This is a genomic window from Enterococcus sp. 10F3_DIV0382 (genome assembly GCF_002140245.1).
GTDB lineage: Bacteria > Bacillota > Bacilli > Lactobacillales > Enterococcaceae > Enterococcus_B > Enterococcus_B lactis.
On the sequence record NZ_NGMF01000001.1, the window covers coordinates 151,963 to 168,527 of the forward strand.

Genomic DNA, 16,565 nt, shown 5'->3' on the forward strand with positions numbered 1-16,565 from the left:
CTGCATATATATCAGAATTAGAATAGCCTTGCTTTTCAACTAAGCTTTCAACTTCTTTTTCATTCATTGTCACACCTGCTTCTGATTTTATTTGCTATAATAGATTCAAATAAAGTTTTCTCAGAACTTTATTATTGAGTGTTCCCCCGATCTGCAAACTGACGGGAACACTCTTTTTAATTTTTTCTACTTCATCATTATTCAAAAAAACACCTCGTTTTTTAAATTTGATGACTCAATATCCATTTTTTGCATTCTTCTTTTGAAAACAACTCCATTTTTTCTAATAAAATAACTGGCAATCCCATTCTTTTAAATTTCAAAAAAGTTGTATATGATACATTCAAATATTTAGCCATCTCTTTTCCTTTTAGAAATGGTCTTTCTAATCCGGTATCAATTCTTGCTTGATCAATAGCCTCTTTTGTCATTTCAAAAACATAATTTTTCAATTGATTCGTTTGTTGTTTATCTAACATTACTGTAATTCCTGCATCCATTATTTTTCTCCTCTCATTTTCTATTTCTTCAATCAGCCAACTCGCCAAGTTGTATTTATTTATATTTTCAAATCATTAAGTAACCAATTTACCAACTTTTGATAAGTAGATGCTCTAATACTTTCTTTGCTCCCATTTTCGATTTTGACATATGTTTTCCGATTTATACCTATCAATTTTGCTGCATCGTTTTTAGTAAGTATAAGATCGGCTCTATGTCTTCTTAAGCTTCTAATGAATTGATCATTAAGAGTTATCATTCAGCGCTCCTTTCAAATTATTCACTTTGTGGTTTTTATCTTAATAAGCACATTTTAAACCACGAAACGAGTAATGTCAATTAAAATATTACTCAATTTGTGGTTTTCATGCTATAATAGTTTGGAATTTACTATAGGGGGCGTTACTTTGAATAGAATAAAATTTTATATTGATTCCAGTAAAAAGACCATTAAACAAATTAGTACAGAAACTGGTATTAACTATACAACTCTTACGAACTATTACCGTGGTGAGCGAACTCCTAGAAATACTGAAACATGGAATATCCTTGCTGATTATTTCCATGTTCCTGTAAGTTATTTGATGGGATTAGACGAAACAAATTCCATAGAACAACCTAATCTTGATAGAATAAAAACTGCTCGTTTAGAAAAAAAGGACAAAATAGTCAAGAATATTGCCAGTCTTGACTCAGATTATTTTACTGAATTATCTAATCTATACTTTTCCATGACTTCTTTACTTGAAGTCAAACTTCAAGAAGATGACTCCGACTTTCTTTTTTTAAAAAGTATTCTAGAGGACTCCTTTGAATACACGATTCTATTTGCCAAACAAAAGAAGTTTATTAATAAAGCTTTAAACTTAAATATCGATGAAAGAAAAGAGTTAGAATCTGAGTTATTTGGCAACTTAACCCAAGTACAGGTTAACAATCTAAAAAGAGAGATAACAGCTCGATTAATATCAAAACTTCAATAAAACTAATTATTCAATCAGCCAACTCGCCAAGTTATCAGATTGGAGAGATTAGTTATGTCAATACAAAAGTACAAAATAAAAAGCGGCACACGATATAGTGTCCGCTTATATGTTCGTAAAGATGAAAATGGGAAGCAAGAATACTATGTAAAAAAAGGCTTCAAAACCGAAAAAGAAGCCAAGTTACACGAAGCAAGAAAAAAGGTCGAGATTGAAGATATCGGCTATCACAGACCTTCTAATGACTTGTATAGAACAGTCTATGAAGAATGGTTGCCTTCTTATAAAAATCGTGTACAAGAAACAACTTATCAACGAACAAAAGACCTTTTCCGCTTGCATATCCTGCCAAAATTCGGAGACAAATCTATTTCTAAGATTACTCCTGTTCACTGTCAAAATGCGATAAATGAATGGGCAGTAAAATATACAAATATCAAGCAACTTAAATCCTACAGCTCTCAAATATTTGAGTATGCAATTTTCGCAGAATTGTTACAGCGCAACCCTATGACTAATACCAAACTGCCACACCGAGAAAAGAAAGAATCCGAAAATTACTTCTCGCTAGAAGAATTAAAAAAGTTCTTGGAAATTCTCAATAAAGAAGAGTCTTTAAAACACATTCTGATCTTTCAACTTTTAATTACTACTGGTGTTCGTAAAGGTGAATTATCAGCCCTACGCTGGGCAGATATTAATTTTGAAGAACAGTTACTACACATCGGAAAAAGTTACGCAACAATTCGCACTGAAGATCCGAATGCTACTAGAAAAACAATCAGGATTCAGAAGAATACAAAAAACGTCTCTTCTGAACGAATTTTACCAATTGATTTTCAGACCATTGAACTGTTAAAACTTTGGAAAAAAGAACAAGCAGAGGAACTCTTACAATTCGGCATAAATACAAAAACTAAAAAGCAACTTATCTTTACCTATGTAAATGCAGACGGAGCTATTAACCAGCCTCTACACGCAGATTATTCCAATAATATTATGAAACGTCTAGAGAAGAAGTATAAACTTAAGCACGTTACTATTCATGGATTACGACACACTCACGCCACTTTGCTTTTAGAAGGTGGTGCGAGCATTAAAGAAACACAAGATCGGTTGGGTCATAAAAACGCTGAAACCACGCTCAATACTTATTCCCATGTAACTGAAAAAGCGCAACGAAATGCGGTAGACAAGTTTATTGCTTACACTGGATTATAAACAGAAAAGTTGCCGTCATTACCTTTTTCATTACCACAACGAAAAAAAGCACCTTCCAAAAACTTGGAAAGTGCTTGAAATCGTTGGTATAACAACGATTAACGTTTAGAGAATTGAGATGCTTTACGAGCTTTTTTAAGACCTGGTTTTTTACGTTCGACCATACGTGCGTCACGTGTAAGCAAGCCAGCACGTTTAAGCGCTAAACGGAAGTCAGGATCAACTTCTAGCAATGCACGAGCGATACCATGACGGATAGCTCCTGATTGTCCAGCGTATCCTCCGCCGTTTACGTTAACAAATACGTCATATGCGCCTTTTGTTTCAGTAACAGCGAAAGGTTGATTGATTACTTCACGCAAGTCAGCATGTGGAATGTATTCTTCAACATCTTTTTTATTTACAGTAATTTTGCCAGTTCCTGGTACTAGACGTACGCGAGCAACTGCGTTTTTACGACGGCCTGTGCCGATATATTGAACTTGTGCCAATGAAATTCCCTCCTATTAGATTAAGTTTGTGATGTCTAAAACTTCTGGTTGTTGTGCTGCATGTGGATGTTCTGCTCCACCGTATACGTTCAATTTTGTAAATTGTTTGCGGCCTAAAGTGTTTTTAGGAAGCATACCTTTTACAGAAGTTTCGATCAAACGACGAGAATTTTTAGCACGCAATTCGCCAGCAGTGATTGATTTCAATCCTCCTGGGTAGTTGCTGTGACGGTAATAAATTTTGTCAGTCGCTTTTTTACCTGTTAATTTCACTTTGTCTGCATTGATGACGATGACGAAATCGCCAGTATCCAAATGAGGTGTGAAAGTTGGTTTATTTTTACCACGTAGTACAGATGCAACAACTGTTGAAAGACGTCCCAATGGAACATCAGTTGCGTCTACTACATACCATTTACGTTCTACTTCGCCTGGTTTGGCCATATATGTTGTACGCACGTTATTTTCCTCCAATTTAAGTTCTGATGTTTGACATACACTTCGAGTTTCCGGGGCTCTTTGTGGGGCAAACAATACCATTTAACATATTACCTTCTAATCTGGTCAATGTCAACGTTTTTCTGACCGGTTGAAAAAATTATATGAAACTTTACTTTTTTCCTTTCTTTTTATGTAAAAGGGTCGTTTTCTAATATAGAAGAAACCGCGAAACGATGCTGTTCCGCGGTTTCTTCTATATAAAAGGATAAGTTTCGCGCTTACGCGTCGATCTCTGGCGCTTTGCCCAAATGAGCTTGGATCATCCAGATACGTTTTTCTGTGGCTGTTTTGAATTCGATAAAGATATCTTGTGTTGGATCGTCGCCTTCTTCTCCAGAAACTTCGATTCCTTTTTGGTAAAGATCTGCTAGATAACGGTAGCCTGCAACAAGTGTTTCCAAACGTTCAGGAATCGTGCGGTCCCAACGTCCTACTTCATCAGGGATTTTCGTGTTATCTGCAAATTCACGCAATGTAGAATAAGGTGAACCGTCTAATGTGATCAAGCGTTCGGATACTTCATCTAACTGAGCGTTCAAATCGTCCATGAACTCATCCATCATTGGGTGCAATGTAAGGAAACCTGGTCCTCTCATGTACCAATGTGTTTGGTGAACAACAACAGACATTTGGCTTAGATCTGCAACTAATTGATTTAATACTTCTTTGGTTTGTTGGAATTTCATCTTTCTTGCCTCCTAACATTTTCTTACACTTAAAATAATAGTAGACTTTTAATGAAAAGTACAACAAAATCATTTACCTGAGAACGATTTTCATTTCGCTTTTTTATCCGTAAAGCCAATCATTTTTCAGAATCAGCTAATTCTTCTCGCAGTTGAGCAAATTGCTGATAAGTCTGTGCTAAATGCTTTTGTGTCGAAACAAATAATGGATAGATTTTCTGATATTTTTTATGATCGTTTTCTTGTACTCCGACTTGCTCTTTCAATTCTATCAATTCCTGTGCTTCACTGATACTTTGAATCTTTCCGATGCTTCGCCAGCCTAAAATCACAGCTCCTAATGCGGATGCTTCTGTGACAGTAGGGAAAACAAGCGGGTAACCCAGTACATCAGCCATCATCTGACGAAAAATCGGAGACTGAGCAAACCCGCCTGTAGCACGGATCTCTGTGAGCTGATTTTCTTGGCAAACTCCTTTTAAAATCCGATAAAGATTGAGACAGATCCCCTCTAGAATCGCCTTCATCATTTCTTTTTCTGTATGTTGCCGCTGTAAGCCGATAAAACTACCAAACGCATCTGCGTCCCAAAGCGGTGCTCGCTCGCCAAGCAAATAGGGATGAAAAATCAGACCATTGGCACCCGCTGGCACAAAAGCAATAGCTGAAAGCAGTGCATCATATGGATTTTCACCTTTTTCTTTAGCAGATTGAACGACTTCCTGTAAAAATGTATGCCCTGCCCAATCAAAGATGCCAGCACCATTGCTAGTCGCTCCTCCTACTACCCAATGTTTCTGATCCAGAACATAACAAAACGTCTCCATTTCTGGATGGAACTGAGGCTGAGTAGTAATAAAACGAAGTGCTCCGCTCGTTCCTACGGTCAAGGCGGCAATCGTATCACCAAAAGCGCCTAACCCTAGATTAGAAAGCGGGCCGTCTGCCCCTCCCAAAACAAATGATATATCATTTGGCAAACCTAGTTCTGCTGCTGTTTCTGACGGTAGACCTGTTACTTGATAGGTGGAAGGAAATACTTGCGGCAATTGTTCTGTCCGAATGTCCAAGTAGTCAAGCACTTCTTCTGCCCATTGGAATTCATGGATATCAAAGTATCCAGTTCCTGAAGCTGTTCCGTAGTCGCTGATGAGTTCTCCAAACAATCTATAAAAGATATAGTCTTTGATACCGACAAAATAAGCAGTTTTTTTGAATAATTCAGGTTGGCTGTTTTGCAACCACTTGATTTTGTTCAATGGTGTCATTGGATGAATCGGTGTCCCAGTCTGCCGATAAAATTCTTTGCCAAGCACGGTATATTTCAGTTTTTCTGCTTCGTCCGCTGCTCGGTTATCTGCCCAAGTGATCATTCGAGATAACGGTGTTTTCTCTTCATCCAACAATATCAGGCTATGCATCGCAGAGGAGAAGGAGACAAATTGAATGGTCGTGTCTGAAGGCAACTGTTTAATTATTTCTTTTATAACGGTGCAGACGCCTTGAAAGATCAATTCCTGATCTTGTTCTGCCATCCCTTGTGTTTCTTGGATCAAAGGGTAGCGAAAATAAGCGGATGCTGCTTCTTGGGCTTCATCTGTGAAAGCAACTGCTTTGGTTTGTGTAGTTCCGATATCTAATCCGATTGAAACGTTCATTTTTTCACCTCAAATTTTATGTATGTACAAAAATTTAGTTTAAGCTTGCGTATCTTGGTTTTGAAAAGGGGGAGATGGCGTGTTACTTTATTTTATCATTGGTTGCTGTATTGGGTCATTTTTATGTTTAACCGCCCAGCGGATTCCGTTAGGTCACTCTATTATTTATCCTAGATCTCATTGTGTCAAATGCTGTCGTTCGCTTTCTTGGTATGAATTGATTCCGATTCTTTCGATCATCGTCCAACGATTTCGCTGCCGCTATTGCCGGTGTCGGTTGCCCTTCTACTATTTGTTGGCAGAAGTCTTATGTGGTGGTCTTTTTATCTGGTTCTTTACTTTTTCTTCCGCAAGAAATTTTTCGACGTTCATTTGGGTGCTTTCGGCTTTGCTATTTTCGTTGATGGACTTGTTTTACTTCATGGTCCATTCTCACACGCTATTCTGCTCCTGGGCTGTCTTATGGATTTTTTGGTTGCAGGCCGGCGTTTTCCAATGGCACAGTATGTTGTTAACGTTCATCGTAGGCGCTGCATGCCTTCGCTATGGTCAATCCTATCTCGGTGCTGGCGATACTCTGTTGGTGCTTTCTTGGAGTGGGGGCTTGCCTCTGGAAGAGTTGCTTCGGGTCTTGTTTCTGGCTAGCCTGTTTGGAATATCCTTTTTTTCTGTTTACTTTATCTGTCATAAAAAAAAGTTGGAAAAGCTGCCTTTCATTCCTTTTTTGAGTAGTGCCCTGCTGATCGTCCTTCATTTTAGGTATTGAAAAAAGGTTGTGACAAACGACTTGTCACAACCTCTGATATACAGTGTTCCAAAAGTAGCTTTTTCGGCTTCTTATTTCTTGTCGCCCCAATGTCGACGAATGAAACCGGCACGTCCAGAACCTTCTCGATAAAGATTGTAATGGAGCTTGTTTTTCTTGTAATAATCCTGATGATAATCTTCTGCAGGATAAAATTCGCTTCTTGGTTCGATTTTTGTCACGATTGGCTTATCGAATCGTCCGCTGTCTTGTAATGCTTGTTTTGAACGCTCTGCAATGTTTCGTTCTTCTTCATCACTATAGTAGATCACTGGTCGATAAGAATCACCACGATCAGCGAACTGTCCTAACGCGTCAGTCGGATCGGTTTGCTGCCAATAGATTTCCACCAACTGATCATAAGAAATAACTTCTGGGTCATATTCGATCTCTACGGCTTCTGTATGCCCTGTTGTGCCTGTTGTTACTTGTTCGTAAGTTGGATTTGGTACATGCCCGCCTGTATAACCGGATGTCACAGAAATGATCCCTGGCTGCTCTTCAAATGGTTTGACCATACACCAAAAGCATCCGCCTGCGAAAACTGCTTTTTTTGTCATATAAAATCCCCCTTTTTTCTCATCATACCTGTTTTATAGATAATTAAAATTATTTTGCTCGTTTTTTACCCCCTCCCGGTATTTTAGCAGATTTTTCTTCATTTTCCTTCTTTTTCAATTGGTTGTGGATAACTATGACAATTGTATTGAATCATTTTTTCCACAGGCAAGAAAAAGTTGTCTTTTCAACCACGTTGTGTATAAGTTTTATATGGTATGCTTATCCCAAAATTATGTACCTTTATTTTTTCATGCGAATAAATAAATCCATATTATCGGAGGGATAACTATGCCTAAAGCAAAAAGAAAACATTCAGATACACCCACTGACTTTATTGCATTTGATGAACTATTAACTAAAGCGAACAAAAAAATAAAAACGCCTCCAACACCACCCCACGAATTTGATTTTCTTTCACATGAATTTGATTTTCCTTCACACGAATTTGATTTTCCTTCACACGAATTTGATTTTTCTTCAAAGGATGATTCTCTAACGCTCAGCGAAAACGAGAGGCAAGTCATCAATGAACTAGCGGAAATATTGCCCGATTCGATCCTCCATCAACAAGCAGTCGAAGAACCAACCCCATCTACTTCTGCTGGTTCAGAGTCAGCCTTTGTTGCGGATAAGCAAAAAATGGACAGTTCAGTAGAAGGAAATGTTTCAAATAGTGCTCAGCAGCGTCTATATGAGATATTTGGCAATGTTTCTTTTCAAAAAGGAAGAGAAAAACGAATACCGCAAGAAGTGTACGATCAAATCCAACAAGCCTTAACATTGCCTGATCTTAATCAAAGTCAGATTGCCTTATTTTTTGGCGTATCCAAGTCTACAGTAAATACTATGTCCCAAAAAAAATTTGAAAAAGAGTATGATATCATTGATAAACGATATACTCATCAGCTTTTGCGTGAGAGAATTGGCGAAGTTTCCAACAAACAAGGGCGATTTATATCACAAGAATTACGTAATCAAGTCCAACAAGCCTTAACAATACCTGATATCAAACAAAGACATATTGCATCGTTTTTCGGTCTATCCAGATCCGCAATTTCTTATATATATCAAGAAATGATAGGTAATGAACAGTCAGCTGATATAGCAAAACCTGTAGCTTCAAAATCATCTCCCACTCTTTCTTCTAACCAAACAAATGAGAGGTAAGCTACTTCGTATAAGCAAAAAAAGGGATTGTGACAAGATTTTGTCACAATCCCTTTTTCCGAATAAACGGTGTTCAATCAGCTGACCCTCGGTATTAGTTCAACAAACGGCAAAATATGAGGAACTATTTTTCCGTTTATTTCTCTAATACTCAGGTCAAAACGCTGATTTCACAACCTCTTATACACGGTGTTCCAGAAGTAACTTCTTCGGAAATAAGCCGAAATTTCACAAAAATTTGAGAAGCAATTTTCGTAAATTTTTTCTTATTTCTTGAAGCTGACCACTTCTGTCACAACCTCTATTTTGTTTGATTGTTTATTGCATCTTCTGCAGCCATTTGCGCTTCAATATCTGAAATACTGTAGACATTTTCGCTTGCTACACCGACTTCTTTTGGTTCCATGTCACGGTAACGTTGCATACCAGTACCAGCTGGGATGATCTTACCGATAATAACATTTTCTTTCAAACCAAGAAGAGGATCTTTCTTACCGCGGATCGCAGCATCCGTCAAGACACGAGTTGTTTCTTGGAATGATGCAGCAGATAAGAAACTATTTGTTTCTAATGATGCTTTTGTGATACCTAGCAAGACAGGTCGAGAAGTTGCAGGAACGCCTCCTGAGACTAGCGTATTGTAGTTTTGATCTTTAAAGTCTGCGATGTCTAATAATGTACCTGGTAAGATATCTGTATCACCTGGATCCATTACACGAACTTTACGCAGCATTTGACGAACCATTACTTCGATATGCTTGTCGCCGATTTCTACCCCTTGCATACGGTAAACGCGTTGTACTTCACGAAGCAAGTAGTTTTCAACAGATAATACATCGCGGACTTGCAACAATTGTTTTGGATCGATTGATCCTTCTGTCAATGGTGCGCCACGGTGGATCATATCGCCTTCTGCTACTTTCATACGTGCTGTATAAGGAACAGTATACGTACGTGTATCTGTTTTTCCTTTGATTGTTACTTCTTTGGTACGTGTTGCAGGATCTTCTGAGATATCGATGACATCCCCTGTTACTTCTGTAATTACTGCTTGCCCTTTCGGATTACGTGCTTCAAAGATTTCTTGGACACGAGGAAGACCTTGAGTGATATCGTCTCCGGCAACCCCACCCGTATGGAATGTACGCATCGTCAACTGAGTACCAGGTTCACCGATTGATTGAGCGGCGATCGTACCAACTGCTTCTCCGACTTCAACGTCAGAGCCAGTTGCAAGGTTGCGTCCGTAACAATGTTTGCAGACACCATGTTTTGTATTACATGTGAAGACAGAACGAATTGTCACTGTTTCGACACCTGCATCAACGATTTGTTTTGCGATGTCTTCGGAAATCAATTGGTTTCCTGCGATGATCAATTCATTTGTTTCAGGATGACGTACTTCTTTACGAGTGTAACGTCCCACTAAACGATCTTCTAATGATTCGATGATTTCATTTCCTTCACGGATTGCTTGGATCTCAAGACCTCGGTCAGTCCCGCAATCTTCTTCACGAATGATTACATCTTGAGCCACATCAACCAGACGACGAGTCAAGTAACCTGAATCGGCAGTCTTCAAGGCTGTATCGGTCATCCCTTTACGAGCCCCGTGAGTTGAGATAAACATTTCCAAGACAGATAGTCCTTCACGGAAGTTTGAAATGATTGGCAATTCCATGATTCGACCATTAGGAGCGGCCATCAAACCACGCATTCCGGCAAGCTGTGTAAAGTTGGAAATGTTCCCACGAGCTCCAGAATCAGACATCATGAAGATTGGGTTTTTCGCTTCCAAACCTTCCATCAGTTTTTGTTGGATGCTGTCTTTTGCAGCGTTCCAAACAGCAATGACACGTTCATAACGTTCGTCATCTGTAATCAGACCACGACGGAATTGTTTTGTAATAGTTTCAACTTGTTTATGGGCATTTTCAATGATTTCTTGTTTTTCATTCAGTACACTGATGTCAGCGATCCCTACTGTGATACCGGCATGTGTTGAATGTTTGTACCCTAAGTCTTTCATACGGTCAAGCATCTTAGAAGTTTCTGTTACTTTGAATCGTTTGAAGACTTCTGCGATGATGTTCCCTAAGTTTTTCTTCTTGAACGGTAACACTAATTCTTGCTCTTTGATATGTGCAGGAATATCCGTACCAGCTTCAACGAAGTATTTGTCCGGTGTTTGGACGGTCAAGTTGAAGTCTGTTGGTTCATTCAGATAAGGGAATTCAGGAGGCATGATCTCGTTGAAGATGATCTTACCAACTGTTGTGATCATCGTACGTTCTTTTTGCCATTCAGTAAATGGTTTTTCTCCTAATGAGTTAGGGTTCACACCGATACGTGAATGTAAATGAACGTATCCGTTGCGCCATGCGATAACGGCTTCGTTTTGATCTCTGAAGACCATTCCTTCGCCTTCGCGTCCTTCTTCTTCCATTGTCAAGTAGTAGTTACCTAGAACCATATCTTGAGAAGGAGTAACAACTGGTTTACCATCTTTAGGGTTCAAGATGTTTTGAGCAGCTAACATCAACATACGTGCTTCTGCTTGTGCTTCTTCATTCAATGGCACGTGGACAGCCATTTGGTCTCCATCGAAATCGGCATTATAAGCTTCACATACAAGTGGATGCAAACGGATTGCGCGTCCTTGTACTAAAACTGGTTCGAATGCTTGGATACCAAGTCGGTGAAGCGTAGGTGCCCGGTTCAGCAATACTGGGTGTTCCTTGATTACGTCTTCTAAAACATCCCATACTTCGTCTTCTTGACGTTCGATTTTACGCTTAGCGTTTTTGATGTTTGAAGCTAGTTCACGTTGAACAAGCTCACGCATCACGAATGGTTTGAATAATTCAATGGCCATTTCTTTTGGAAGTCCACATTGGTACATCTTCAAGAAAGGTCCAACAACGATAACGGAACGACCGGAGTAGTCCACACGTTTACCTAGCAAGTTTTGACGGAAACGACCTTGTTTCCCTTTCAACATATGAGAAAGAGATTTCAATGGGCGGTTACCTGGTCCAGTTACTGGACGTCCGCGACGACCGTTATCGATCAATGCATCTACTGCTTCTTGCAACATGCGTTTTTCGTTTTGAACGATGATTCCAGGTGCGTTCAAGTCTAATAAACGTTTCAAACGGTTATTACGGTTGATGACACGACGGTAAAGATCATTCAAGTCACTTGTTGCAAAACGTCCACCTTCTAATTGAACCATTGGGCGCAAATCTGGTGGAATAACAGGGATAACATCCATAACCATCCAGCTTGGTTGATTTCCTGAAGCGCGGAATGCTTCTAAAATATCCAACCGGCGGATTGCACGTGTACGTTTTTGTCCTTGTGCAGATTTCAATTCTTCTTTCAATTCGGCTGCTTCTGCATCTAGATCAACATTATCAAGTAATTGTTTGATCGCTTCTGCACCCATAGCAGCTTGGAATTCTTGTCCATATTGTTCACGTTTTTCGCGATATTCGCGTTCTGTTAACAATTGTTTTTTCTCTAAATTCGTGTTTCCTGGTTCGATAACCACATATGAAGCAAAATAAATGATTTCTTCCAAAGCGCGTGGGCTCATGTCTAATACAAGACCCATACGTGAAGGAATCCCTTTAAAGTACCAGATATGTGAAACAGGAGCTGCTAATTCAATATGTCCCATGCGTTCACGGCGAACTTTCGAACGAGTAACTTCCACTCCGCATCGATCACAAACGATTCCTTTATAACGGATACGTTTGTATTTTCCGCAGGCACATTCCCAGTCTTTTGTAGGACCAAAAATCCGCTCACAGAACAACCCTTCGCGTTCAGGTTTTAAGGTACGATAGTTAATCGTCTCAGGTTTTTTTACTTCACCGTAAGACCAGCTTCTGATTTTTTCGGGAGAAGCCAAACCTATTTGCATACTTTCGAATTTATTTACATCGATCAAAAGGGGTTCCCTCCATTTCATTTAATGGCAAACCGCAAGACGGCTGATCTTCGACCGCCTTGCAGCTCATAGACCGGATTAGTCTAAATTATCTTCTGCGGTTTCAAAGTTTTGGATGACATCGTCTCTTTCATCTTCCACTTGTTCAGCAGCTTTCTTTTCTAATTCTTTGGCAGTTTGCTGTTCGGCAAATTTTGTCAAAGCATCAACAGTGATCAAATCGTCGTCTTCATCGTCCATGTCGCGAAGTTCGATTTCTGTCTCTTCGATATCCAAGACACGCATGTCCAGACCTAGTGATTGCAATTCTTTCACCAATACGCGGAAGGATTCCGGTACACCTGGTTTTGGAATTGGTTCACCTTTGACGATTGCTTCGTATGTTTTCACACGTCCGACTACGTCATCTGATTTGTATGTCAAGATTTCTTGTAAAGTATAAGCCGCACCGTAAGCTTCCAGTGCCCATACTTCCATTTCACCAAAACGTTGTCCACCAAATTGAGCTTTACCTCCCAATGGTTGTTGTGTAACCAATGAGTAAGGTCCGATTGAACGTGCATGCAATTTGTCATCGACCATGTGAGCAAGTTTGATCATGTACATTACACCGACAGACACACGTCCGTCAAATGGTTCACCTGTACGTCCGTCGTACAGAACAGTTTTCGCATCGCTGGCCATACCGGCTTCACGAACTGTTTCCCATACGTCTTCATCACTTGCACCATCGAATACTGGCGTTGCTACGTGGATACCCAACTGACGTGCAGCCATACCCAAGTGTAATTCCAATACTTGTCCGATGTTCATACGTGAAGGCACCCCTAAAGGATTCAGCATGATATCGATTGGTGTTCCATCAGGTAGGAATGGCATATCTTCTTCCGGCATAATACGGGATACAACCCCTTTATTTCCGTGACGACCGGCCATTTTATCCCCTTCATGGATTTTACGTTTTTGAACGATATAAACACGAACTAACATGTTTACGCCTGGTGACAATTCATCTCCAGCTTCACGAGTAAAGATTTTCACATCGTGAACGATCCCGCCGCCGCCATGCGGTACACGTAATGATGTATCGCGGACTTCACGAGCTTTTTCGCCAAAGATCGCATGCAATAGACGTTCTTCTGCAGATAATTCTGTTACCCCTTTTGGCGTGACTTTCCCTACAAGCAAATCGCCATCTTGGACTTCTGCACCGATACGGATAATACCCATTTCGTCTAAATCTTTCAATGCGTCTTCCCCAACATTAGGGATTTCGCGTGTGATTTCTTCAGGTCCTAATTTTGTATCGCGGGCTTCTGATTCATATTCTTCAATATGAATAGAAGTGTATACGTCATCTTTTACCAAACGACGGCTCATGATGATCGCATCTTCATAGTTGTACCCTTCCCAAGTCATGAAACCAACTAAAACGTTTTGACCTAGAGCCATTTCGCCTTGTTCCATAGATGGTCCGTCTGCCAGAGTATCCCCTTTTTCGACTTTCTCACCCAAATGAACGATTGGACGTTGGTTGTAGCTTGTTCCGGAGTTTGAACGACGGAATTTTGTTACATCGTATTTATCTAATGCACCGTTGTCGCGGCGTACGCGGATTTCAGAAGCATCAACGTATTCAACGACACCGTCATGTTTACATAACAAAGCAGCTCCTGAGTCATGCGCTGATTTGTATTCCATACCAGTACCAACCCATGGTGCTTGAGGATTGATCAACGGCACTGCTTGACGCTGCATGTTGGCACCCATCAAGGCACGATTGGAGTCATCGTTTTCCAAGAAAGGAATACATGCTGTCGCAACGGCAACTACTTGTTTAGGTGATACGTCCATGTAGTCTACTTTATCAATAGATACTTCTAAGTTTTCACTTTGAGCACGAGCCATAACAACGTCTTGAGCAAATGTTCCATCTTCATTCAATGGGCTGTTTGCTTGGGCTACGATGTAATGGTCTTCGATATCTGCTGTCAAGTAGTCGATTTGGTCAGTAACACGACCAGTTTCGCGGTCTACACGACGATAAGGTGTTTCGATAAATCCGAATTTATTTACTTTCGCATAACTGGACAAACTATTGATCAACCCGATGTTTGGGCCTTCAGGAGTTTCGATCGGACACATACGGCCATAGTGGGAGTAGTGAACGTCACGAACTTCATAACCGGCACGGTCACGAGTCAATCCGCCAGGTCCTAAGGCTGAAAGACGACGTTTGTGTGTCAATTCGCCAAGAGGGTTTGTTTGATCCATGAACTGTGACAACTGAGAAGAACCAAAGAATTCTTTGATACTTGCCACAACTGGACGGATATTGATCAATTGTTGAGGTGTCAATGTTTCAGTATCTTGGATCGACATTCTTTCACGAACCACACGTTCCATACGTGCTAGCCCGATACGGAATTGGTTTTGTAAAAGTTCGCCGACTGAACGGATACGACGATTTCCTAAGTGGTCGATATCATCAACATTGCCGATACCTTCCATCAAGTTCAAGAAATAGCTCATTGAAGCAATGATGTCGGCTGGACGAACTGTTTTTACAGCTGCTTCTGGATAGCCGTTTCCAATCACGTTCACTTCACGTTCAGGATCTCTTGGTGAAAATACTTTGATGATTTGGACAGTCATTGGATCTGTGACCACACCATCTTCTGATGGATAGTAAGTCACTGAATTTAGACCGTTATCAATGAAAGGAGCTAATGTTTCCATGACTTGATGAGTCAAGACTGTTCCTTTTTCAACGATGATCTCGCCTGTTTCTGGATCAACTAATGTTTCAGCTAATGTCAGATTCAATAGACGTGTTTTTAAATCTAATTTTTTGTTTACTTTGTAACGACCAACGTTTGCTAAGTCGTAACGTTTTGGATCGAAGAAACGAGCATTCAGCAAGTTACGTGAGCTGTCTGCTGTTTTTGGTTCGCCTGGACGCAAACGTTCGTAAACGTCTTTCAAACCTTCTTCTGTTCTTGAGTCGCTTGCGTTTTTATGCAAGTCTTTTTCGACTGTATTGCGTAATGTTTCGCTGTCGCCGAAGATTTCAAAGATCGTATCATCGGAACCAAATCCTAACGCACGAACTAATACGGTTAAAGGAATCTTACGTGTACGGTCGATACGTACATAAGAGATGTCTTTTGCATCAGTTTCCATTTCTAACCAAGCGCCACGGTTAGGGATAACAGTAGAACCGAATCCTTCTTTTCCGTTTTTGTCGACTTTTCCATGGAAATAGACACCTGGTGAACGGACTAACTGAGAAACGATTACTCGCTCTGCCCCGTTGATGATGAATGTTCCTTGTTCTGTCATTAATGGGAAATCACCGAAGAATACTTCTTGTGCTTTGATTTCGCCAGTCTCGCGGTTTGTCAAACGCAATGTTACATGTAATGGTGCAGAGTAGTTTGCATCATGCGCACGAGCTTCTGCTACTGTATACTTTGGTTCTTTCAATTCATAATCTACAAATTCCAAAGATAGATTGCCATTGAAGTCATCGATTGGCAAAATGTCTTCAAACATTTCTCTAAGTCCCTCATCTAAGAACCATTGGTAAGAGTCTGTTTGAATTTCGATCAAATTTGGTAATTCCAACACTTCACTGATTCTTGCGAAACTTCTACGTTCGCGATGTTTTCCGTATTTTACTACGTGTCCAGCCAAGCTCTTCACCCCTCTAAAATGTCATTCAAAAAGACTACCCGATCAATTGTTACAATAATATTTCAAATATTATTTCTAGGTAACAACAGACATTTTTTGCGGCTTTTAGGCAAAAAAAAACCAAAAATAGAACATTCTCTTGAAACCTTACTTCGTGAGCTTCTACTTTTGTTTCCTTATATTAAAGCCGAAACGGACAATATTTCGTTTCTGCCTTTTCTTCATCAGATAGTTTTTGCAACTTCATATACTACACTTATTTTCTATAAAAGTCAACACTTCCTGGCGTTTCTTCTGCTTTTTCGCAATGTTTTCTTAATGTTTTCAATTTTATGTTTTC

13 protein-coding genes are annotated in these 16,565 nt (G+C 39.9%); 4 read left to right on the forward strand and 9 right to left on the reverse strand.

The features are described 5' to 3' along the window. Positions 1-221: 221 nt before the first annotated feature. Together A5849_RS00750 and A5849_RS00755 are read right to left on the reverse strand one after the other, a co-directional pair. Positions 222-548, reverse strand: a complete 327-nt coding sequence (locus A5849_RS00750) for a hypothetical protein (RefSeq protein ID WP_002321715.1) — start codon at positions 546-548, stop codon at positions 222-224. 11 nt (positions 549-559) lie between these two features. Continuing rightward, positions 560-760: a helix-turn-helix domain-containing protein gene (locus A5849_RS00755; RefSeq protein ID WP_002319736.1), complete on the reverse strand. Its 201-nt coding sequence runs from the start codon at positions 758-760 to the stop codon at positions 560-562. A gap of 73 nt (positions 761-833) precedes the next feature. On the opposite strand from A5849_RS00755, the gene A5849_RS00760 reads away from it, so the two are divergent. Both A5849_RS00760 and A5849_RS00765 read left to right on the forward strand, forming a co-directional pair. Beyond that, positions 834-1,484 (forward strand): helix-turn-helix domain-containing protein, encoded by a 651-nt coding sequence (locus A5849_RS00760; protein ID WP_086309897.1) that lies wholly within the window; start codon positions 834-836, stop codon positions 1,482-1,484. Between the two features lie 54 nt (positions 1,485-1,538). Then, complete coding sequence (locus A5849_RS00765) at positions 1,539-2,705, forward strand: site-specific integrase (protein ID WP_086309898.1); 1,167 nt, start codon at positions 1,539-1,541, stop codon at positions 2,703-2,705. 98 nt (positions 2,706-2,803) lie between these two features. Here the strand turns inward: A5849_RS00765 and rpsI are convergent, their stop codons facing one another. The 4 genes from rpsI to A5849_RS00785 form a co-directional block, all read right to left on the reverse strand. Then, a complete protein-coding gene (rpsI, locus tag A5849_RS00770) occupies positions 2,804-3,196 on the reverse strand; it encodes a 30S ribosomal protein S9 (RefSeq protein WP_002287505.1) in 393 nt (130 codons plus the stop codon). A gap of 15 nt (positions 3,197-3,211) precedes the next feature. Further along, on the reverse strand, positions 3,212-3,640 hold the full coding sequence (rplM, locus tag A5849_RS00775; RefSeq protein ID WP_002323724.1) for a 50S ribosomal protein L13: 429 nt from the start codon (positions 3,638-3,640) through the stop codon (positions 3,212-3,214). A gap of 275 nt (positions 3,641-3,915) precedes the next feature. Then, the gene (locus tag A5849_RS00780) at positions 3,916-4,383 is read right to left on the reverse strand and encodes a DNA starvation/stationary phase protection protein (RefSeq protein ID WP_002310545.1); all 468 of its coding nucleotides are present in this window, start codon (positions 4,381-4,383) and stop codon (positions 3,916-3,918) included. Between the two features lie 119 nt (positions 4,384-4,502). Continuing rightward, the gene (locus A5849_RS00785) at positions 4,503-6,041 is read right to left on the reverse strand and encodes a gluconokinase (RefSeq protein WP_002314283.1); all 1,539 of its coding nucleotides are present in this window, start codon (positions 6,039-6,041) and stop codon (positions 4,503-4,505) included. A gap of 79 nt (positions 6,042-6,120) precedes the next feature. On the opposite strand from A5849_RS00785, the gene A5849_RS00790 reads away from it, so the two are divergent. Further along, a complete protein-coding gene (locus tag A5849_RS00790; RefSeq protein ID WP_002346231.1) occupies positions 6,121-6,807 on the forward strand; it encodes a prepilin peptidase in 687 nt (228 codons plus the stop codon). Between the two features lie 71 nt (positions 6,808-6,878). Here the strand turns inward: A5849_RS00790 and msrA are convergent, their stop codons facing one another. Beyond that, positions 6,879-7,406, reverse strand: coding sequence for a peptide-methionine (S)-S-oxide reductase MsrA (gene msrA / locus A5849_RS00795; protein WP_002310548.1), 528 nt, complete (start codon positions 7,404-7,406; stop codon positions 6,879-6,881). 289 nt (positions 7,407-7,695) lie between these two features. Here msrA and A5849_RS00800 point away from each other — a divergent pair, with 289 nt between their 5' ends. Continuing rightward, positions 7,696-8,574 carry a hypothetical protein gene (locus A5849_RS00800; RefSeq protein WP_086309899.1) on the forward strand — a complete coding sequence of 293 codons (879 nt, stop codon included), beginning with the start codon at positions 7,696-7,698 and terminating at the stop codon, positions 8,572-8,574. Positions 8,575-8,875: 301 nt separating this feature from the next. On the opposite strand, the gene rpoC is transcribed toward A5849_RS00800, so the two are convergent. Both rpoC and rpoB read right to left on the reverse strand, forming a co-directional pair. Next, entirely contained in the window at positions 8,876-12,529 is a 3,654-nt protein-coding gene (rpoC, locus tag A5849_RS00805; RefSeq protein WP_086309900.1) for a DNA-directed RNA polymerase subunit beta', read from the reverse strand. A 78-nt stretch (positions 12,530-12,607) separates the two neighbouring features. Beyond that, entirely contained in the window at positions 12,608-16,225 is a 3,618-nt protein-coding gene (gene rpoB, locus A5849_RS00810; RefSeq protein ID WP_172401368.1) for a DNA-directed RNA polymerase subunit beta, read from the reverse strand. Between the last annotated feature and the right edge of the window lie 340 nt (positions 16,226-16,565).